The sequence below is a fragment of the Streptomyces sp. NPDC054842 genome (genome assembly GCF_053611025.1).
Genome location: NZ_JBSGZN010000010.1, coordinates 124,959 through 145,177 on the forward strand (window position 1 = coordinate 124,959; position 20,219 = coordinate 145,177).

Sequence of the window (20,219 nt, forward strand, 5' to 3'; positions counted from 1 at the left end):
GACATTGAGCGAGGGGCGTGCGGGGTGGCCCGTGGAAGGGATGCTACGGCAGAGAGCACCGAGCCTGGTCAAAGACGGGGGAATACGAGAAGATCCGCAGCGCTACGCCACCCCCCGCACCCACTCCTGACCCGGAGGATGTGCATGACTCGCCGGCTCTCCCGCCGCACACCCCGCGGCCTGCTCGCCGCCACCACGGCCGCGCTGGCCCTCACCAGTGTCACGGCCCTCGCCTCGGCCCCGGCCTCGGCGTCGGCAGGTCCCGAGGCCCGTGTCTTCATGGTCAACCCGGTCCAGTCGTCCGGTGACCAGACGCTCGCCGACGCCAAGGACTCGGCGTCGGCCGTGCCCGCCTCCGCCTACGCCCGGGCCGCGCTGCGCAACCTCGACGCGTCCGGCGGCCTGTCCGGCCGCTGGGCCCACGTCCGTTCGGACACCGGCACCTCGGCGAGGACCGCCGACGCCGGCTCGTACACCCGCAAGGACGACCAGTTCGAACAGGTGATGGCGTACTTCTGGGTCAACGAGGCCCAGGAGTACCTGCAGAGCCTCGGCTTCGGCAGCGAGCTCCCCGGCGCCAACGACCGCGCCCAGCCGGTCCGCATCAACCAGTGGGGCGCCGACAACTCCTTCTTCACCGACAAGAAGGCCGAGATCCGCTTCGGCAAGGGCGGCGTCGACGACGCGGAGGACGGCGAGGTGATCGTGCACGAGTACGGCCACGCCGTGCACCACGCCCAGGTCCCCGGCTTCGGTACCTCGGAGGAGGCCGGCTCCATCGGCGAGGCCTTCGGCGACTACCTCGCCGTGGCGGTCGGCGAGCACGCGGACGCCCGGTACGGCTGGCCCCGCCGGGCCGACCTCGCCTGCGTCGCCGACTGGGACTCCGTCTCGTACACCTCCGCGGCGCCGCACTGCCTGCGCCGCATCGACGGCGACAAGGTGTACGGCGACAAGGTGGGCGAGGTACACGCCGACGGCGAGATCTGGTCCCGGGCCCTCCTCGACATCCGCAGGGCCCTCGGCGCCCGGACGGCCGACCGGATCATCGTGAACGCGCAGTTCGGGTTCGCCCCGGACACGGGCTTCCGTGACGCGGCGCTGACCACGGTCGCCACGGCGCAGAAGATGTACGGCAGCTCGGCCGCGGCCGCGGTGCGGGCCGCCTTCCAGGACCGGGAGATCCCCGGGGTCTGACCGCGGGGTACGGCGGCCGCGCCTCCCGCGGCCGCCGTCACCGGCCCCGGCGGCTCAGCGCTGCCGGGCCGTGCGCGCCTCGACGATCGCCGGAGCGGTCGAGTGGGGCAGCAGGTCGATGGGGTCCTCGGGGAGGAGGAGTTCGACCCCGGCGACGTCGGAGAAACGATACGGCTGGTGCTCCAGGAACGCGCCGAGGTACCGCCTGACCCGGGACATCTCGGCACGGACCGTCACCGTGCGGGCCGGGTCGCCGAACATGTCGTCGGCCAGTCCCGCGGCACTGCGGCCGGCCGGGTGCAGCGCCAGCAGGTACAGCAGCTCCGCGTGACGGGGGCTCAGCTCGTGCGTCCACGAGCCCGCGTCGCCCGACACGGTCACCCTCCTGCGGCGCGGGTGCGACAGGTCCAGCACGATCCGGCTGGCCTCCCGCGGCGCCGGCTCGTCCGCCACCCGGATCAGCCAGCCGCCCGGCAGGGACTCCACCACGCACAGGCCGAGCGCCGGCAGCCGGCTCAGGCCGTCCCCGCCGAGCGAGGCGGGCAGCGCCACCCGGTTCGTGTACGGCATCCCGGTCACCGCGGCGGTCCAGCCGTCCCGGTCCACCACCACGGCACGTCCGCCGAGCCGCGCCAGCATCGGCGCCGCCACCGCCCGCAGCCGCTCCAGCGAACTCTGGTGCAGCTCCCGCAGCCGCGCCTGGGCCAGCTTGGCCACCGCGTCGACCAGCGCGAGCGTGGCCGGATGCATCGTCTCCAGCGGTCCGCTCACGTCGACCGCGCCGACCAGACGGCCGTCGCGCGGATCGGTGATCGGGGCGCCGGTGCACGTCCACGAGTGATGCGTGCGCACGAAGTGCTCGGCGGAGAACACCTGCACCGGACGCCCGGTGACCAGCGGTGTGCCCACGCCGTTCGTGCCGACGACGTCCTCGCGCCAGTCGGCGCCCACCTCGAAGCCGTGCCCGTCGGCCTTGCGCAGCACCGAAGGACTGCCCTCCCGCCACAGCACCCGGCCCTCCGCGTCCGCGACGACCATGATGTGGTGCGTGGTGTCCGCGACCGAGAGCAGACCCTCGCGCAGGACCGGCAGCACGTGCCGCAGCGGCGAGTTCCGCCGCCGGTGCTCGATCTCCTCCCTGCCGAGCAGCCCGGCCCGGAAGTCGTGGTCGGGATCGACGCCGCTGCGCAGCATCCGCTCCCAGGACTCCTCGATGACCGGCCGGGGTGCCACCCGCGCGCGCCGCCCCGACAGGGCAGCGCTGTGCACCTCGCTCAGCACCCGTGCCGCCCCCGCGGCGTCCCTGGCGGCGAGCCGTGTCACGTCCATCGTCGAGTGCGCCACCGGATCCTCCTGCATGAGCCTTGCGGCAACCGGCTTCCGAGTCCTCTTTCGGCCAGAGGCGGAGCCGCGCCGGCTGCCGCTCTCATAGTGCAGCCCCGCCGCCTCGGAGGGAGACGGTCCGCCCACAAGTACCGCCCGGTTGCAACCCCCTGCAACTCTGGCGAACCGTCGTACCGTGTCCGAAACTTGAGCGGCGCCGCCCGTGCGGCGCCCGTGCTCCTCCAACGGGGCCCGCGGGGCGGGGGTGGTGCCGTGTCGGCGCAGCACCACCCCCGCCCCTCGTACCGCACCCCCGGAGGAGCCCCCGGCGTCCGGCCGGGGCGGTCAGCTCACCGGCCGCGCCCGCTCCACCACCGAGGCCAGGTCCAGGCTGTGCGGCAGCGTGCCGAACGCCGAACCCCAGTCACCGCCCAGCCGCGAGGCGCAGAACGCGTCGGCGACCTCCGGCGGCGCGTACCTCACCAGCAGCGATCCCTGGAGCACCAGCGCGATGCGCTCCACGACCCGGCGGGCGCGGGCCTCGACCCCCTCCAGGTCGGCGAGCTCCGTCAGCAGGTTCTTGATCGCGCCGTCCAGCCGGTGGTCGGCACCGCGGGCCTGCCCCACCTCGCGCAGGAAGGCGTCCAGCGCGCCGGGCTCCCGCTGCAGGGCCCGCAGTACGTCCAGCGCCTGCACGTTGCCCGCGCCCTCCCAGATCGAGTTCAGCGGCGACTCGCGCAGCAGCCGGGGCATCCCGGACTCCTCGACGTAGCCGTTCCCGCCCAGGCACTCCAGCGCCTCGACCGCAACCGGCGTACACCGCTTGGTCACCCAGTACTTCGCGGCCGGCACCGCGAGCCGCAGGAACGCCCGCTCCTGCTCCCCGCCGTCGTCGTAGGCGGCGGCCAGCCGCAGCGCCAGCGTGGTCGCCGCCTCGGACTCCAGCGCCAGGTCCGCCAGGACGTTGCGCATCAGCGGCTTGTCGATCAGGGCGCCGCCGAACGCCTCGCGGTGGGCCGAGTGGTGCACGGCCTGCGCCACGGCCTGCCGCATCAGCGACGCCGAGCCCAGCACGCAGTCCAGCCGGGTCGCCGCGACCATCTCGATGATCGTGCGCACCCCGCGCCCCTCGTCCCCGACCCGGCGCGCCCAGGTTCCGTCGAACTCCACCTCGCTCGACGCGTTCGACCGGTTGCCCAGCTTGTCCTTGAGCCGCTGGATGCGGAACACGTTGCGCGTGCCGTCCTCCAGCACGCGCGGCACGAGGAAGCAGGTCAGACCGCCGGGCGCCTGCGCCAGCACCAGGAAGCCGTCCGACATCGGCGCCGAGCAGAACCACTTGTGGCCCGTCAGCTCGTACGTCCCGTCCTCGGCGAGCGGCCGGGCGGCCGTCGTGTTGGCCCGGACGTCGCTGCCGCCCTGCTTCTCCGTCATCCCCATCCCGAAGAGGACGCCGGCCTTCTCGTGGGCGGGGCGCAGCCCCTGGTCGTAGACGGTGGACGTCAGCCGCGGCTCCCACTCGGCGGCGAGCGCCGGGTCCGTGCGCAGCGCGGGCACCGCGGCGTGGGTCATCGACAGCGGGCAGCCGTTGCCCGCCTCGACCTGCGTCCAGATCATGAAACCGGCCGCGCGCCGGACGTGCCCGCCGGGACGGGACCAGGCCGCGGTCAGACCGGCGGAGACGCCCTTGCCGAGGAGCCGGTGCCAGGACGGATGGAACTCGACCTCGTCGACGCGGTTGCCGTAGCGGTCGTGGGTGCGCAGCCGGGGCGGGTACTCGTTGGCCAGCGCACCCCACTCCAGGACCTGCGTGGCGCCGGCCGAACGGCCGAGGCCCGAGAGTTCCCCGCGCGCCTCGTCGAGGAGGGCCGGGTCGAGGTGCCGTTCGACCCCCTCCACGAGGGCCCGGTCGGCGGCGAAGACGTCATATCCGACCAGGGGCGGAGCCTGGTTGGTCACGGTGTGGGTGGTGGCTGCCATACGGATACGGTAAGGATGTGCACCAGGCAAAAGAAACACCTGAACGGCCACCCTCGGGCCGTCTTCACCGCGCCAAGGCGCTGTACCGGAACGTGTCGAAGCGCAGGACCGCCTGGCTGCTGCTCAAGGACACCGTCAACTCGTGCATGGAGTACCGGATCCTGGGACTGGCGGCGGAGGCGGCGTTCTTCACGCTGCTGTCCGTGCCGCCGCTGCTGCTGAGCATGATCGGACTGCTCGGCTACGTGGACGACTGGACCGGCGCCGACAGCATCGCCGGGCTGGAGAACAACCTGTTGGAGGCGTCCCGCACAGTCCTCTCCGACAAGGGTGTCACCCAGATCGCCCAGCCGATCCTCGACGACGTGATGAAGGGCGGCCGGCCCGACGTCATCTCCCTCGGCTTTTTGTTCGCGCTGTGGTCGGGCTCCCGCGCGGTGAACGTCTTCATCGACACCATCACCGTCATGTACGGCCTCGACGGCACCCGCGGCATCGTGGCGACCCGCGTGATGTCGTTCCTGCTGTTCATCGTGGCGCTGCTGATCGGCTCGGTCGCGCTGCCGCTGATGGTCGCGGGCCCGGACGCCGTGGTGCAGATCGTGTCCTGGTCGACGACCGTCGTACAGGTCCTGTACTGGCCCGTCGTCATCGTGCTCTCCATCGTCTTCCTGACGACGCTCTACCACGTGTCCGTGCCGGTCCGCTCGCCCTGGATCGAGGACGTGCCGGGCGCCCTGGTGGCCCTCGCCATGTGGGTGCTGGGCAGCTTCCTGCTCCGCATCTACCTGACGAACACGGTCGAGGGCCCCACGATCTACGGTTCGCTCGCCGCGCCCGTCGCGGTCCTGCTGTGGATCGGTGTGTCCGCCTTCGCGGTCCTCGTGGGCGCCGCCGTCAACGCCGCCATCGACCGGGTCTGGCCCGCCGCCGCCACGGCCGCCGCCCGCGCCGCCAACGAGCGCCTGCGCGAGGCCCAGGCCGCGGAGTACGTCGCCCGCGCGTCCGCGGCCCGCCACGGCGACGCCGGCCCGGATCCGGACGACCCGGACATGCCCTCCGAGTTCCCCGAGCGGTGGTCCCGCTTCCTGCCGCCCGAGGACGTGACGTCCCGGCTGCGGACGCACGTGCGGAACACCCACCACCACCCGCACAGGAACGGGGACGAGAAACCCCCCGAGGAGTGAGCCGCCGGGGCCCCGTGCGGAGTCGCCGAGCCGCCCGGGGAGCTGGGCGGGGCTGCCGAGCCGCCCGGGAGCCGTGCGGGGCGGCGGACACCGCCCCACCGCCAGCCCCGGTGGGCAGGGCGCCGGGCGCGGTCAGGTCTTCCAGACGCCCGCCGCCGCGGCCTCCCGCGCGAAGTCGGCGAAGTCGCGCGGCTCGCGGCCCAGCACCTCCCGGACACCGTCCGACAGCCGGGCGTTGCGGCCGTCCAGCAGACTCCCGAACAGCTCGACGAGGAACTCCGCCTCCGCCGGCGGCACCCCGAAACCCACGAGCCGCTCACCGTACGCGCGTGCCGTGACCGGTGTGTACGTCAGCTCACCGCCCGTCGCCGCCGCGATCTCCGCCAACGCCTCGCCGAACCCCAGCAGGCGCGGCCCCGACACGGCGATCTCCCGGCCGGCGTACCGCTCGCCCGCCGTCAGCGCGGCCACCACCACCTCCGCGATGTCCCGCACGTCCACGAACGGCTCCCGCACGTCGCCCGCGGGGAACACCAGCCCCCCGTGCCGCAGCTCCTCCACGAGCGGCCCCTCGCTGAAGTTCTGCGCGAACCAGGCCGCCCGGACGACCGTCCACACGGCCCCCGAATCCCGGACCGCCTCCTCCGTCGGCAGCGCCCGCTCCTCGCCCCGCGAGGACAGCAGCACCAGCCGCCGCACCCCGAGTCCCACCGCCTCCCGGGCGAACGCGCCGATCGTCTCCGCGGCCGACGGGGCGCCCACGTCCGCGGGGTGGACGAGATAGGCCGCGTCGGCGCCCCGCAGCGCCCGGGCCCACGTCGACCGGTCGTCCCAGTCGAAGCCGTGCGCCCGCGACGCCGCCCGCACCCCCAGGCCCGCGGCCCGCGCGGCCTCCGCGACCCGGCGGCCGGTACGCCCCGACGCCCCGGTGACCAGCACCGTCATGTCCTTCGCACGTGCCCTGTTCTCCGTCATGCCTTGAGTCAACCGCCGGGCCGGGAAGGGGACCATGGCCGAGCGGCTCGTCCCCATAAGCGGACGTCCACGACGGCTTCCGCGCCCTCTACGCTGACGCCATGGACGCACTCGCAGGCCTGCTCGACGGTCCACGCGCGCGTGGCGCCTTCATGATCCGGGCCAGCTTCGACCCGCCCTGGTGCGTGCGCGTCGAGGACGGCGCCCCGCTCACCGTCGTGCTCGTGGTCCGCGGCGAGGCCCGCGTCGTGCCGGACGGGGCGGAGGGCGTGCTGCTGCGGGCCGGCGACCTCGCCATCGCCCGCGGACCCGACCCGTACGTCTGCGCCGACGCCCCGGACACCCCGCCGCAGGCGGTGATCCTGCCGGGCGGCGTCTGCACCTACCCCGACGGGCGCTCCCTGCGGGGGCACTGGGACCTCGGGGTGCGCAGCTGGGGCGACCGGCCGGACGGCTCCACCGTGCTGCTGATCGGCACCTACCTGATGCGGGGCGAGATCAGCGGCCGGCTGCTCGACGCCCTGCCCCCGCTGCTGTCGCTGACCTCCGACGTCTGGGAGTGCCCCCTGACCCCGATCCTCGCCGCGGAGATCGTGCGCGACGAACCCGGCCAGGAGGTCGTCCTCGACCGGCTCCTCGACCTGCTCGTCATCGCCGCGCTGCGCGCCTGGTTCTCCCGTCCGGACGCCGGGACGCCCGCCTGGTACCGGGCGCTCGCCGACCCGGTCGTGGGCCGGGTGCTGCGGCTGGTCCAGGACGACCCGGCCCACCCCTGGACGGTGGCCTCGCTCGCCGCCGAGGCCGGGGTGTCGCGCGCCGCGCTGGCCCGGCGCTTCAGCGACCTCGTCGGCGAACCCCCGATGACGTACCTCACCGGCTGGCGTCTCGCCCTCGCCGCCGACCTGCTGCGCGACGGCGAGGAGACGATCGGCGCGATCGCCCGCCGGGTCGGGTACGGCAGCGCGTTCGCCCTGTCCAGCGCCTTCAAGCGGGTCTACGGCGTCAGTCCCCAGGAGCACCGGACCCGGGCGGCGTAGCCTGGCGTACGTGTACGAGGAGCGGGCGTCCCGGCTGGCGGGCGCCGTCGTCTGGTCGCACGGCGGGACCGGCGGCGCGGCGCGGCCCGTGCTGCCCGACGGCTGCATGGACCTGCTGTGGACCGAGGGACGGCTGCTGGTCGCCGGACCCGACACCCGTGCCCACGTTCCCGAGGGCGCGGCGGGCCGCCGCTGGGCGGGCGTGCGCTTCTACCCCGGCACGGCCCCCGCCCATCTCGGGGTGCCCGCGTACGAACTCCGTGACCGGCGCGTGGAGTTGGCCGACCTGTGGCCCGCCGCCGAGGTGCGGCGCCTCACCGGCCGGATCGACGCCGCCGCCGACCCGGTGACCGCGCTTGAACAGGTCGCCCTGGAGCGGGCGGTCGGAGCACCGCCACCCGACCCGAGGGTCCGGGAGATCGTGGCGGCGCTGCGGGCCGGGCGCTCGGTCGCCGCGGCGGCGGACGGACTCGGCCTCGGCGCCCGCCAGTTGCACCGCTGTTCGCTGGCCGCCTTCGGGTACGGGCCCAAGACGCTGGCCCGGGTACTGCGGCTCCAGCGGGCCCTGGCGCTGGCCCGCGACGGCGTGCCGTTCGCGGAGACGGCGGCCCGGTGCGGCTTCGCGGACCAGGCTCATCTGGCGCGCGACGTACGCGAGTTGGCGGGCATGCCGCTCACCGAGCTGCTGGCCGGCGCGTAGTGCCCGTACGGCTGTGCGGGCGGATGGTGCCCGTCCTTCGGCTGTGCGCGTAGCGGTCCGAGGGGGCCCCGCGGCGTCACTCCGCCGCGGGGAGGCGCGCGAAGAGGTCCACCCCGTTGCCGTCGGGGTCGTGCACCACGGCGTAGCGCATGCCCCAGAAGGCGTCCCAGGGCTTGAGCTCCCCGTGGTGGCCCGCGTCGACCAGCTCCTGGTAGAGGGAGTCGACCTCCGCCGGGCTGTCGCACAGGAAGGCGAGCGAGACCCGGCCGCCGCCCCCTGCGGGCGGTCGCCATCCGGCGTGGAAGGAGCGGATGGTCTCCTCGGTGTCGAGTGCCAGCCGCAGGCCGCCGGGGAGTTCGGCCTCGGTGTGCGGCAGGCTCTCGGAGCCGTCGGGGAAGACGAGCCCGAGCCGGCGGTAGAAGGCGAGCGCGGCCGCCATGTCGGAGACGGCGACGCCGATCACATCGAAACGTGGAGTCATGCGATCACCGTAGGCGGGCGGGCGGCGGCCGGTCTTGAAGGAATCGGACATCCGTGACCGGCCCTGCGGCAGGGGAACGCGTGTGCGGCAGGATGGGCGCATGACCCGGACCGTGCGCCTGCTGCTGCCCGCGCTGCTGCTGCCCGCCCTGCTCGCCGGCTGCGGCACCGAGAAGTCGGGGCCCGGCGGGCGGCCCTCGACGTCCGCCGCCCACGACCGGGCCGAACTGGACGCCCGGGTACGGTCGTCGGGCAGCGCACCCGAACTCGTCCGGGTCACCGAGGTCCCCGGCTTCACCATCGCCCGGCAGTCGGTCGGCGTGTACGGCGACGACGGGTTCTCGGCCGTCTACTGGTCGGAGAGCAGCGGGGCGCAGATCCGCCTGTCCGTGGACCGGGGCACCGTGACGGCCGGCGACTGCGAGCGGCAGCCGGTCGGCGACGTCGCGGACGAGCCGGTCACCTGCGTGCGCGACGGCGCCGCCTGGTACCGCGAGGGGCCCGCGCAGCACGAATACGCGACGAGCGGCAAGGGGATCGTGGTGCGGGTGACCGCGGACGTCGCCGCCGTGGACCGCCGGGTCCTGCGCGCCGCCGCGAAGGCCGTGCACCGCCCCGACGACGCCGAGCTGGCCGCCGCGCTGCCGCCCGAGCGGTCGGGCACGGCCACGGAGCCGGTCGAGCGGGGCGACCTGCCCCCGGAGGGCGACGGCGCCCCGAACAACGAGGTGGGGACCTCGGGCTGACAGGACCGGACCGGGTACGCCGCCGGGCCAGGGGACCACGGCGGCGGCGCACACGAGCCGCGGCACCCGTCCCGGGGTCGGTCACGTGGTCGTGGGGCGGAGGCGTCCGGGGTTGGTCACGTCGTTCTGAGGCCGGAGCGTCCAGGGCGGTGGACGTCGTCGTGCGGCTGAAACCTTCAGGGTCGGCCACCTCGCCGTGCGGCGGAAGCGTCCGGCGTCGGCCACCTCGCCGTGCGGCGGAAGCGTCCGGCGTCGGCTACGTCGTGGTGTGGCGGGAGCCGTCCCGGGGTCGGTCACGTGGTCGTGGGGCGGATGCGTCCGGGGTTGGTCACGTGCGGCCGGACCGTCCGGGTCGCCGGGGTCGGCTCGGGCGCGCGGGCGGTCAGCCGGAGGTGGGGCGCAGGACCAGGCAGACGAAGCCGAAGCTGTCCCGGTAGGACCGCAGCCACTCGGAGCGGCGTACGGCGGACGTCGCCAGCACCTCGGCGCTGTCCGGGTGGCCGGGCCGGTCCAGCGCCCACGCGGCCATGGACCCCCAGCAGGCCCACTCGTAGGCGTCGAGCTCGCGCCGGGTGCTGATGTGACCGTGGACGGGCGTCCACCCGTCGGCGGTCACCCGCTCCACGGTGGTGGTCAGGTCGGTCAGCTCGCCGAGCATCTCCACGGCCTCCGGGGAGGGTTCGCGCTCCCAGAACCCGTCACCCACCAGCACGCGCCCGCCCGGCGCCAGGTGGCCGCGGGCCGCCGCGAGCGTGGGGAGCAAACCCCCGAACGCGTGCGCCGCCCCCACGCTGAGCACCAGGTCGAAGAGGTGCGGGGAGGTGAAGTCGGCGGCCGACCGGTGGTGCAGCGTCAGGCGCGAGCCGACGCCGAGACGCTCCGCGGACTCTCCGGCCCGCGCCAGCGCGTCCCGCGAGATGTCGACGCCCTCGGCGCGCAGCAGGGGACCGGTGGCCAGGGCGCGCAGCAGCCACTCGCCGCCACCGCAGCCGAGGTCGAGCACACGCGCGTCCGGCCGGGCGATCCCGTGCTCCAGCAGCTCGCGCACCGAGCCGTCGTCGAGGGGCGCCTTGATCGGGTGACCTGCGTGAGCGATCTCGGACAGCTGTTCACGGTTCATCGGCGCAGCCTGACAGCGACGGCCGCCGCACGCACACCCATTTCCCGGGGGACCACCCCCGGCGGCGGCACCGGGGTCCGCCGGACCCGCCCCCGTCCGCGCGCGGAGAAGCACGGGCCCGCGAGGGAAGAACCGCCCGGACGGCGACATAGGCTCGGGGCATGGCCTTCCGCGTTCTCGTGTACACCCGGACCACCGACTACCGGCACGACTCCATCCCGGACGCCGTCACCGCCGTGCGTGAACTCGGCGGCGCGCACGGCTTCGGCGTGGACGCGACCGAGGACCCCGCCGCCTTCGAGGGGCCGTTGGACGCGTACGCGGCCGTCGTCTTCCTGTCGACGAGCGGGGAGGTGCTGACTCCCCGGGGACGCGAGGAGCTGCGGGCCCACGTCGAGTCGGGCGGCGGGTTCGCCGGTGTGCACGCGGCGGCCTGCACCGAGTACGGCTGGCCCTACTACGGCGAGCTGCTCGGCACGTGGTTCGACCGGCACCCCGCCCTCCAGCCGGGCCGGGCCGTGGTGGAGGACCACGGGCATCCGGCGACCCGGCACCTGCCGCCCGTCTGGGAGTTCACGGACGAGTGGTACGACTTCCGCGCGAATCCCCGGAGTTCGGCGCGCGTCCTGGTCCGCGCCGACGAGACGTCCTACGAGGGCGGCGGGACGGGGGCGGACCACCCGCTGGCGTGGTGCCGGGAGCAGGGCGCGGGCCGGGTCTTCTACACCGCGCTCGGGCACGCCTCGGAGGCCTACGCGGACCCCGACTTCCGCGCCCATCTGCTCGGCGGGATCCGCTGGGCGGCCGGTGCCTCAGGATGACGGGGCCGAACCGTAGGCGGTGAGGAAGCGGTCGCGGAACGAACTCATCCTCCAGACGGGGGCGTCGTGCGCGGGCCGGAGTCCGTCCGTCCAGCCCCAGCCGGCGATCTTCTCCAGCACCTCGGGGTCGTGGGCGACGATCGTGCACGGCACGTCCCGGCTCGCGTGCGCGCCGCTGACCCGGGCCATGGGCTGGTGGTCGCCGAGGAAGACGAGGACGGTGTCCTCGCGGCCGTACCGGGCCAGGTGGTCGACGAGGCTGTTCACCGAGTACTGGATGGACCTGCCGTATTCGCGCTTCACCTCGGCCGAGTCGTAGAAGACGTCCGCGGGCTTCTTGCCGGCCCGCTGGATGTCCTCGTAGACCGAGCCGTCGCCCACCCGGTCCTGGGGCACCGTTTTCGGGACGGGGGCCCAGGGCTGGTGGCTGGAGGTCAGGATGATCTCCGACATCAGGGGCTTGTCGTGTCGCCTGCCGTGTTCGAGGCGCTCGAAGGCGGTGAGGGCGTACTGGTCGGGCATGGTCGACCAGCTGAACTTCGGGCCCCGGTAGCCGAGGTCCCGTGAGTCGTAGACGTGGTCGAGACCGTAGAACTCCGCCTCCGGCCACGCCTTCTGCACGCCGGGCATGATGCCGACCGTCCGCCAGGCCCCCGTCTTCCGGAACGCGCCGGTGAGGGTGAGGTGGTCGCCGGCGGTGACGGTGCGGTAGCGCTGCTGGCTGTCGATCCACAGGCCCGTCAGGAACGTGGAGTGGCCGAGCCAGCTGCTGCCGCCGTACGTCGCCGAGGTGAGCCAGCCGCTCTTCGCGGCGTACCCGGCCCGGCCCAGCCGCTCGGTGGCGGCGGTGAGCGTCGCGTCCACTCCCGGCGCCGTGGCCGGGTCCTCGATCGCGCTGCGGCCGTAGCTCTCGATGAAGGTGATCATCACGTCCTTGCCGCGCAGCCCGGTCAGCAGCCGGTCCGGTGGGGTGTCGCCGAAGGCGTCCTCCCGGGCCACCTTCGCGAACGCCGCCTCGTCCCGCAGGGTCGCCCGCACCCGTTGCACCCGGTCCTGGACGCTCGCGGCGGTGTGCTCGGCGGCGACGGGCACGCCCGCGACCTGCACGCCGGTCGCCGTGCACAGCACCCAGGCCGTGCCGAGGGCCAGCGTCGAACGCGTCGCGACGGGACCGTGCCGGGCCAGGATCCCGGCGAGCCGCACCACCGCGAGCGCGGTCAGGACCAGCACGGCGAGGACGAGGACCACCGCCGCGACCAGGGCGGCGGTCGCGCCCGTCGGCCCCGCCGAGTCCTCCAGGTACGCCCGGGCGTCGCCGAGGAGCGCCCAGTCGAGGACGAGGTTGAAGCCCCGGCCCAGGAACTCGTCGAAGCCGAGGTCGAGGAGGTTCAGGACGGTCAGCGCGCCGAGGCCGAGGCCCGCGACGGCGGCCACGACGGTCCGCGGCCGGCGCGGCAGCACGATCAGCACGGCGGCACCGAGGACCGCCTCCACGGGCAGGCGCGCGAACCCGGCGGGACGGAGGTCGACGAGCCTGTTCGGCAGCACGAGCGCACCGGTGACGAGCAGGAACGCCAGTCCGTCGGCGGCCCGGCTGAAGCCCCGCGCCGCCAGACGACGCCGCACGCTCCGGTCACCCCGCGAATCGCCGTCCCGCCCGTCGGAGCCCGCCCCCTCGGAGGAGGCGGCGGAGTCGCCCGGACCTGGGTGGTCCGTGCCGCGCGGCGCGGACGCCCCGCCGGCCGACGCGGCCCCGTCGTCCGGTGGGACCGCGACCATGTCCGGGGCGGCGTCGGTGTGCGGGGTGGTTTCGGTGTCGTCCCGGGCGTCGGTGTCGTCCGGGTGCGGCTTCTCCCGGCCGGTCGCCCCGGCCGGGTGCGGAGACCGCCATGAGCGCGTGAAACGGGACAACCCGGTGTTCCTTCCGTGCAGAGCCGCTGACGGCACCGCGGACCAGAGGGCGGCCGGGGCTCCCGCGCGCGCCGCTACTCCGTACGGCTGTCCGGCGCGTTCCGTTCAGTCACCCGGCGTCCCCTCACCGGCTCCGGCAAGGACGGTCCTGGCGGGCCGGACGGGAACCGGGTCGGCCGTGCCCGCCGTCCGTCTGGTCGGGGGGGACCCCCGGCCCGTGAGGGGACGTCCGGACGGGCCGGATGGGAACTGCCCCGGCCGTGCCTCCCGTCCGTCTGGTCGGAGGGCGCCTCCGGTCCGTGGGGAAACGCTCCGGGCGGGCCGGACAGGAGCCGCCCCGCCTGTGCCCGCCGTCCGCCCGGTCCGACGGTGAGCCTTCTACACGTCCGCGCCGGCGCCCCCACCCGGACCCCACCGGCGCGCAACCCGGGCGGGACACGCTGGAGCCCGGATCCGGCACGTCCGGGCTGCGGGGGCGCCGGGTGATGTGATGCGGTGACTGCGGCAGCCCCGCACCACGGTGAGGAGAGGGATGTATGGGACGTATGGCCGGCACGTCCGAGGACCCGGTGGTCACCACCCCGTACGGAGCCGTGCGCGGCCGGTACGAGAAGGGCGCCGCCGTCTTCCGCGGCATCCCGTTCGCCGCACCCCCGTTCGGCCCGCACCGCTTCCGTCCCCCCGTCCCGCCCGAGCCCTGGGACGGCGTGCGGGACGCGGGCGCGTTCGGGCCGACCCCGCCCAAGCCGCCGTACTCCGAGGCGTTCGCCCGGCTCCTGTCCGACCCGGTGATCCCCGGCGACGACTGCCTGAACCTGAACGTGTGGACCCCGGACCCCGATCCGGCGGCGCGGCTCCCGGTCATGGTGTGGATCCACGGCGGCGCCCTCACCCGGGGCTCGTCCGCCGTCCCCGTGTACGACGGCAGCGCCTTCGCCCGTGACGGCGTCGTCTTCGTCTCCCTCAACTACCGCCTCGGCGTGGAGGGTTACGGCCTGTTCCCGGACGCCCTGCCGAACCTGGGCCTGCGGGACCAGCTCGCCGCCCTGGAGTGGGTGCGCGACGCCATCACCCCCTTCGGCGGCGATCCGGACCGGGTCACGCTGTTCGGCGAGTCCGCGGGCGCCATCAGCATCGGCGCGCTGCTCGCCAGTCCGCGCGCCGCGGGCCTCTTCCGGCGGGCGGCCCTGCAGAGCGGGCCGCCGGAGGCCACGGACCGGGAGAAGGTGCGCCGCCTGGTGCGCCGGATGGCGGCGCGGCTGAAGATCCCGGCGACCGCCACCGCCTTCGCCGCCGTCGACCGGACCCTCCTCGCCGAGGTGCAGGCCGAGGTCGGCCGGCGCGCCAGTCCGGTCCTCGGCGGACCGGCCTTCGGCATCGTCGTCGACGGCGAGCTGGTGCCGCGCGACCCGCTGGCCGCGCTGCTCGACGGTGCCGCCCCGGACGTCGGCCTGCTGCTCGGCTGGACCAGTGAGGAGTACCGGCTGTGGCTCGCGCCCACCGGACTGCTCGAACGGGTCGACCGGCTCGGCCCGGTGGCCCTGGCCGGCGCGATGGCCCGCTGCCACTGCGGGCCCGAGGTGCCGCGCGGCTACCGCGCCGCCCACCCGGACGCGAGCACCGGCGAACTGGTCGGCCAGCTCGTCACCGACCACCTGCTGCGGGTTCCGCTGCACCGGCTCGCCGACGCCCGCACCGGCCACGCGCCCTCCTACGTCTACGAGTTCGCCTGGCCGTCCAACGTGCCGGGGCTCGGCGCCTGCCACGCCTTGGAGCTGGGCTTCGTCTTCGACACCGCCGACGTGCCGGAGTCGGCGAAGCTGGCGGGTCCCGGCGCGCCGCAGGAGCTCGCCGACGTGATGCACTCGGCGTGGGTGCGGTTCGCGGTGGACGGCGACCCGGGCTGGCCCGCCTGGGACTCCTCGCACCCGGTCCGGATGTTCGGCACGGAGCCGGGCCTCCTGCACGGTCCGCGCGACCACGAGATGCGGCTCTGGGAAGCGGAGTCCGCGCGCGCCGCGGCTACCCCGGCCCCGGAGCCCCGCCCGGGCCCGCCCCTACGAGGCACGGCCCCGCTCTCGGCCGTACGCCGCCTGCGCCGACCGGGAGGCGTCCGCCGCCCGTGACGCCGTGAACCGGTCTCCGCTGGGCGGTGGTTGGCCTGGGGGTCGAGGGGCCTCTCGGCCGGACGGTGCCACCGCCCCAGGTCCCGTCGTCACCTGTCAGGCACATCAGCAGGGAGGCCAGGTGACGGATGCCTGGCAGGACTCGGCAGTCCTCTCGTGGCGGGTGGCGATGCCGCGCCATTGCTTCAGCCGGTTGAGGCATCGATCCACCACGTGGCGCCGCTCGCAGATCCCCTGGTCGAAGGCCGGGGACCGGCCACCAGCGGCTCGAACTCCGTGACGATGCGCTCGGCGGCAGTGACGATACGGCCTGTCGCCGTCCGACGGGCGCTATAGCCTGCCCGCGTGAATGCGGACCAGATCGTCATATCGCCCTTCATCCCTGTGTCGGCAGGGCTCTCGGCCTGGGCCTGTGTGAAGGCGTGGGACAACTTCCGCCTCCTCACCCGAGGGCAGTGGATCGAGGCGGAGATCGTCCACGTCCGGGAGGACACGGACGGCGAGGGCGACCCCCGCTTCTATCCCGAGGTCGCCTTCACCCCTCTGGACAACGATGAGGTCAGGGTCGAATCCAAGGTCGGCCGGCTGTATCCGATCGACTACCCGACGCGAATACGCGTCCGGTACGACCCAGCCAAGCCCCGACGTGCCCGTCTGGAGGGCTACGGCGAACCCGGACTGTTCGCATCCCTGATAAGCGGGGTCGGCATGGCCTTCCTCGCCGTGGTGCTGTATCTGGATCTCTTCACTTGATTGTGCTGAACTGCCCCACCACCCGGCCGCCGTCACGGCCCGGGAACAACTCCTCGATCAGGCCGCCATCGCCCTCAGGCGGTCATGGTGTTGGCCTGACACTTCGACGACAGCTCCTGGCCACCTCACCCGGATGGTGCCGCCGCTGTCGCCGGTACGCCGCCTGCGCCGCCACAAAAGTGTCCGCCGCCCGGGACGCCACGAACTCGCGCCCGGTACGCAGCGGTTGGCCGGTGCAGCGGGGCGCGCCCGGTCCGGACGGTGCCGTCGCCTGCGAGCGCTCGATGGTGTCCGTGCCTCGGGGCTACCGCGGGCACGCGCCTGGTATCCCGGAACGCCGGGGTACCGGGCGGCGCCGGGATCACCCCGAGCGCAGTGCCCCCGCGATGCCGGCGATGGCGTCGGGCCCCACCCGGCAGCAGCCCCCGATCAGCCGGGCCCCCGACCGGCGCCAGCCCGTGACCTCGGCGGAGGTGAACGTGGCGCGGCCGTCCCAGGCGCGCCGGTCCGCGTCCCAGGTCTCCCCGCTGTTCGGGTAGACCACCACCGGCTTGCCGGTGACCCGCGCGGCCGTCTCGACCGCCCGGCCGACGTCCGCCGGGGCGCAGCAGTTGACGCCCACCGCGACGATCTCGTCCGCGTCGGCGGCCGGGGCGAAGGCCTCCTCCAGCGGCTGCCCGGCCCGGGTGCGGTCACCGTCCACGGAGTACGACAGCCACGCGGGTACGCCCAGTCCGCGCACCGCCCGCAGCAGCGCCTCGGCCTCGTCGGCGTCCGGCACGGTCTCCAGCGCCAGTACGTCGGGGGCGGCGGCGGCCAGCACCTCCAGGCGCGGGCGGTGGAAGCGCTCCAGCTCGGACACGCTCAGCCCGTACCGGCCCCGGTACTCGGAACCGTCCGCCAGCATCGCCCCGTACGGCCCCACCGACGCGGCCACCCACAGCGGGCGGTCGATGCCGCCCGCCTGCGCGCGCCGGGCCGCCTCGCGGGCCAGTTCGACGCTGAGCGCGATGAGTTCGGCGGCCCGGGCGGGTGCGACACCGCGTTCGGCGAAGCCCTCGAAGGTGGCCTGGTAGCTGGCGGTGATCGCCACGTCCGCGCCCGCCTCGTAGTAGGCGAGGTGTGCCTCGGTGATCGCCTCCGGCCGGTCGGCGAGCAGCCGTGCCGACCACAGTTCGTCGCTCAGGTCGTGTCCGGCCGACGCGAGCTGGTTGGACAGGCCGCCGTCCAGGACGACCGTGCCGGCGGCGAGGGCGTCCGCGAAGGTGCGGGAGGTGTCGCTGGTCATGGCCCGACGCTAGCCGATACGCCGCCGTGCCCGGTGTCCGGTCGCCCGCGGGGGCGTCAGGCGCGCGAAGGTTCGACGGGGACTCCCGTCCCCGCGCCTGCCGGTGCCAGTGCGAGGCCGCGTCCCCCGCCGGTTCGGCCGGGACTCCCGTACCGCTCCTCCCGGTGCCGGTGCCGGTGCCGGTGTCCGTTCCGGTACGCGGCCACCTGCCCCGCCGGTCCGGTCAGACCCGTACCGCTCCTCCCCGTGCCGGTGCGCGGCCGCGTCCCCCGCGTCACGGGCGCGCGCGACGGTTCGGCGGGTACCGAACTGTCGGCGCCCTAGCGTTCCTTCCATGAACGAGCACCCGCAGGAGACACGGCAGGAAGAGGGCCCACAGGCGACGGGCGCGAGCCCGGGGGAGCGGGCCGGCGCCGGCAGTCCCGCCGGGACCCTCGTCGCGATGGTCGACCACGTCCTCGCACTGGCCGCGACCTGGACCGCCTGGGACGGCGGGCCCGTCCACGCGGACGGCCGCGTCCACACCCCGCACAAGGCGATCCGCCGGGTCGCCGACCATCTCGTGGACCACCTCGCCGAGTTGGAGGCCAGGCTCGCCGGTGAGGACCCGCTGCCGGACCACTGGCACGCCTCGGCGACGACGACCCCGGCGGACCTCGCCCCGTTCACGGCCGAGGACTTCGACGAGGCCCGCAGCCGGCTGACCAGACTCGCCGGGATCTGGGCGCACCGCCTGGACGCGCTGACCGAACGGCAGCTCGACGACTCCCCGGGCGAGGGCTGGTCGTTCCGTGAACTGGCCTCGCACCTCGCGGAGTCGGTGTATTACGCCGACGCGGTGGGGCGGCTCGCGTGACCGCCCTCCGGGACCTCCACCACGGGGACGCGCCGCTGCTGCTGCCCAACGCCTGGGACCACGCGTCCGCCGCCGCCCTCGCCGCCCAGGGGTTCACCGCGATCGGCACCACGAGTCTCGGCGTCGCCGCGGCCACCGGTCTGCCGGACGGCTCCGCGGCCCTGCGCGGGCCGACGGAGCGGCTCGCCCGGCGGCTCGGGGCGGAGCCCTACCTGCTCTCCGTCGACGCCGGGGACGGATTCGGCGCGGACCCCGACGACGTGGCCGCGTTCGCCCGGCGGCTGGCCGACGCGGGGGCCGCCGGCATCAACCTGGAGGACGCCCTCGCCCCCGCCCGGCTGCACGCCGCGAAGATCGCCGCGGTCAAGGCGGCCGTGCCGGACCTCTTCGTGAACGCCCGCACCGACACCCACTGGCTCGGCGACGGCAGCCACGCCGAGACCTGCCGCCGCCTCGACGCGTACCAACAGGCGGGCGCGGACGGGGTGTTCGTGCCGGGGCTCAGCGACCCGGCGCGCATCGCCGAGCTGGTGCGCGGCCTGGACGTGCCGCTCAACATCCTCTACTCGCCGCTCGGCCCGGACGTCGGCCGTCTGGGTGACCTCGGCGTCCGCCGGGTCAGCCTCGGCTCCCTGCTGTACCGCCGGGCGCTGGGTGCCGCCGCGGAGGCCGCCGCGGACATCCGGGCGGGCCGGCCACCGCGCGGTGCGGCGCCCACGTACGCGCAGGTCGAAGCGCTGGGCGCGCGTGGCCCGGGCGACTAGTGGGCGGGGTCCGGCATCCCGCGGAGACCGTTCGGGTGTCGGCCGCGCCCGGCGGGACCGCAGCACCGGGCCGCTCCCGCGCACGTCGTGGTGCGCCGGAATCTCACGCGTCGGCCGCCGATCCGTCGGCCGCCGATCCCTCCGCGGGCCAGTGGAGCAGCAGGACGTGCAGGGCGTCCACCGCCCGGTCCCAGGACGTCTGCACGTCACGGGGCGCGCCGAAGCCGCCGGCGGCCTCGATGCCGCAGAAGCCGTGGAAGGAACTGCGCAACAGCCGTACCGCGTCGGTCAGATCGGGCTCTTCGAGGCCGTAGGCGCGGAGCATGCCGTAGGTGATCTCGGCGGTCCGCCGCAGGGCGCGGGAGTCGGTGACGAGTTCCTGGTCGATACGGATCTGGGTGGCCGCGTACCGTCCGGGCCGCGTCAGGGCGAACTCCCGGTAGGCCCCCGCGAACGCGGCCAGCGCGTCCTTCCCGGCCCGCCCGGCCACCGCGTCGGCGATGCGCTCGATCATCTCCTCGCCGGCCAGCAGGGCGACCCGGGTGCGCAGGTCCCGCAGGCTCTTGACGTGCGAGTACAGGCTGGCGTCCTTCACGCCGAAGCGGCGCGCCAGCGCGGAGACGGTGACGTTGTCGAAGCCGACCTCGTCCGCGAGGTCGGCCGCCGCCGCCACGAGCCGGTCGACCGTGAGTCCGGCACGGGCCATCCCCGACCACCACCTCCGCGAGCACCTGAACCTAGGGATGCTAGGTATTTGCCTAATATACATAGGTACCGGCACTGGCGCTGGTACTGGCACAGGTCCGGGCACGACCACCGGCACTGGTACTGGCACGAGTACCGACACGGGTACCAGTACCGGCACCGAGTACCGGTACCGGCACGGGTACCGACACGGGCACTTGTACCGGCACCGAGTACTGGTACTGGCACGGGTACCGCCACAAGTACCGGC

The 20,219-nt window shown here is 74.7% G+C and carries 18 protein-coding genes; 10 read left to right on the forward strand and 8 right to left on the reverse strand.

Going from position 1 to position 20,219, the window contains the following annotated elements; all coding sequences use genetic code 11:
- The first annotated feature begins 144 nt into the window (after positions 1 to 144).
- On the forward strand, positions 145 to 1,197 hold the full coding sequence (locus ACWGIS_RS10625) for a M4 family metallopeptidase (protein WP_453362011.1): 1,053 nt from the start codon (positions 145 to 147) through the stop codon (positions 1,195 to 1,197).
- Positions 1,198 to 1,251: 54 nt separating this feature from the next.
- Here the strand turns inward: ACWGIS_RS10625 and ACWGIS_RS10630 are convergent, their stop codons facing one another.
- Both ACWGIS_RS10630 and ACWGIS_RS10635 read right to left on the reverse strand, forming a co-directional pair.
- Positions 1,252 to 2,541 (reverse strand): GAF domain-containing protein, encoded by a 1,290-nt coding sequence (locus tag ACWGIS_RS10630; protein ID WP_453362012.1) that lies wholly within the window; start codon positions 2,539 to 2,541, stop codon positions 1,252 to 1,254.
- 324 nt (positions 2,542 to 2,865) lie between these two features.
- Positions 2,866 to 4,500, reverse strand: coding sequence for an acyl-CoA dehydrogenase family protein (locus ACWGIS_RS10635; protein ID WP_453362013.1), 1,635 nt, complete (start codon positions 4,498 to 4,500; stop codon positions 2,866 to 2,868).
- A gap of 17 nt (positions 4,501 to 4,517) precedes the next feature.
- Between ACWGIS_RS10635 and ACWGIS_RS10640 the strand changes: the two genes are divergently transcribed.
- The gene (locus ACWGIS_RS10640; protein WP_453362014.1) at positions 4,518 to 5,687 is read left to right on the forward strand and encodes a YihY/virulence factor BrkB family protein; all 1,170 of its coding nucleotides are present in this window, start codon (positions 4,518 to 4,520) and stop codon (positions 5,685 to 5,687) included.
- 132 nt (positions 5,688 to 5,819) lie between these two features.
- Here the strand turns inward: ACWGIS_RS10640 and ACWGIS_RS10645 are convergent, their stop codons facing one another.
- On the reverse strand, positions 5,820 to 6,662 hold the full coding sequence (locus tag ACWGIS_RS10645) for an NmrA family NAD(P)-binding protein (RefSeq protein WP_453362015.1): 843 nt from the start codon (positions 6,660 to 6,662) through the stop codon (positions 5,820 to 5,822).
- Between the two features lie 101 nt (positions 6,663 to 6,763).
- Between ACWGIS_RS10645 and ACWGIS_RS10650 the strand changes: the two genes are divergently transcribed.
- Positions 6,764 to 7,699: an AraC family transcriptional regulator gene (locus ACWGIS_RS10650; protein ID WP_453362016.1), complete on the forward strand. Its 936-nt coding sequence runs from the start codon at positions 6,764 to 6,766 to the stop codon at positions 7,697 to 7,699.
- A 10-nt stretch (positions 7,700 to 7,709) separates the two neighbouring features.
- Positions 7,710 to 8,399, forward strand: coding sequence for a helix-turn-helix domain-containing protein (locus ACWGIS_RS10655; protein WP_453362017.1), 690 nt, complete (start codon positions 7,710 to 7,712; stop codon positions 8,397 to 8,399).
- Between the two features lie 76 nt (positions 8,400 to 8,475).
- Here ACWGIS_RS10655 and ACWGIS_RS10660 read toward each other — a convergent pair whose 3' ends face one another.
- Positions 8,476 to 8,880, reverse strand: a complete 405-nt coding sequence (locus ACWGIS_RS10660; RefSeq protein ID WP_453362018.1) for a VOC family protein — start codon at positions 8,878 to 8,880, stop codon at positions 8,476 to 8,478.
- 100 nt (positions 8,881 to 8,980) lie between these two features.
- Here ACWGIS_RS10660 and ACWGIS_RS10665 point away from each other — a divergent pair, with 100 nt between their 5' ends.
- Positions 8,981 to 9,625, forward strand: a complete 645-nt coding sequence (locus ACWGIS_RS10665) for a hypothetical protein (protein ID WP_453362019.1) — start codon at positions 8,981 to 8,983, stop codon at positions 9,623 to 9,625.
- A gap of 382 nt (positions 9,626 to 10,007) precedes the next feature.
- On the opposite strand, the gene ACWGIS_RS10670 is transcribed toward ACWGIS_RS10665, so the two are convergent.
- A complete protein-coding gene (locus ACWGIS_RS10670) occupies positions 10,008 to 10,745 on the reverse strand; it encodes an SAM-dependent methyltransferase (protein ID WP_453362020.1) in 738 nt (245 codons plus the stop codon).
- Between the two features lie 161 nt (positions 10,746 to 10,906).
- On the opposite strand from ACWGIS_RS10670, the gene ACWGIS_RS10675 reads away from it, so the two are divergent.
- On the forward strand, positions 10,907 to 11,566 hold the full coding sequence (locus tag ACWGIS_RS10675) for a ThuA domain-containing protein (RefSeq protein ID WP_453362021.1): 660 nt from the start codon (positions 10,907 to 10,909) through the stop codon (positions 11,564 to 11,566).
- On the opposite strand, the gene ACWGIS_RS10680 is transcribed toward ACWGIS_RS10675, so the two are convergent.
- Positions 11,558 to 13,477, reverse strand: coding sequence for a sulfatase (locus tag ACWGIS_RS10680; RefSeq protein ID WP_453362022.1), 1,920 nt, complete (start codon positions 13,475 to 13,477; stop codon positions 11,558 to 11,560). The two genes, ACWGIS_RS10675 and ACWGIS_RS10680, sit on opposite strands and share 9 nt — an antisense overlap.
- Positions 13,478 to 14,013: 536 nt before the next feature.
- On the opposite strand from ACWGIS_RS10680, the gene ACWGIS_RS10685 reads away from it, so the two are divergent.
- Both ACWGIS_RS10685 and ACWGIS_RS10690 read left to right on the forward strand, forming a co-directional pair.
- The gene (locus tag ACWGIS_RS10685) at positions 14,014 to 15,603 is read left to right on the forward strand and encodes a carboxylesterase/lipase family protein (protein ID WP_453362023.1); all 1,590 of its coding nucleotides are present in this window, start codon (positions 14,014 to 14,016) and stop codon (positions 15,601 to 15,603) included.
- Positions 15,604 to 15,948: 345 nt separating this feature from the next.
- Positions 15,949 to 16,356, forward strand: a complete 408-nt coding sequence (locus ACWGIS_RS10690) for a DUF3592 domain-containing protein (RefSeq protein ID WP_453362024.1) — start codon at positions 15,949 to 15,951, stop codon at positions 16,354 to 16,356.
- 361 nt (positions 16,357 to 16,717) lie between these two features.
- Here the strand turns inward: ACWGIS_RS10690 and mmuM are convergent, their stop codons facing one another.
- Positions 16,718 to 17,644, reverse strand: a complete 927-nt coding sequence (mmuM, locus tag ACWGIS_RS10695) for a homocysteine S-methyltransferase (protein WP_453362025.1) — start codon at positions 17,642 to 17,644, stop codon at positions 16,718 to 16,720.
- Positions 17,645 to 18,086: 442 nt separating this feature from the next.
- On the opposite strand from mmuM, the gene ACWGIS_RS10700 reads away from it, so the two are divergent.
- On the forward strand, positions 18,087 to 18,500 hold the full coding sequence (locus ACWGIS_RS10700) for a hypothetical protein (protein WP_453362065.1): 414 nt from the start codon (positions 18,087 to 18,089) through the stop codon (positions 18,498 to 18,500).
- Positions 18,497 to 19,264: an isocitrate lyase/PEP mutase family protein gene (locus ACWGIS_RS10705; RefSeq protein ID WP_453362026.1), complete on the forward strand. Its 768-nt coding sequence runs from the start codon at positions 18,497 to 18,499 to the stop codon at positions 19,262 to 19,264. The genes ACWGIS_RS10700 and ACWGIS_RS10705 overlap by 4 nt, the downstream gene beginning before the upstream one ends.
- A gap of 103 nt (positions 19,265 to 19,367) precedes the next feature.
- Here the strand turns inward: ACWGIS_RS10705 and ACWGIS_RS10710 are convergent, their stop codons facing one another.
- Positions 19,368 to 19,970: a TetR-like C-terminal domain-containing protein gene (locus tag ACWGIS_RS10710; protein ID WP_453362027.1), complete on the reverse strand. Its 603-nt coding sequence runs from the start codon at positions 19,968 to 19,970 to the stop codon at positions 19,368 to 19,370.
- Positions 19,971 to 20,219 lie beyond the last annotated feature (249 nt).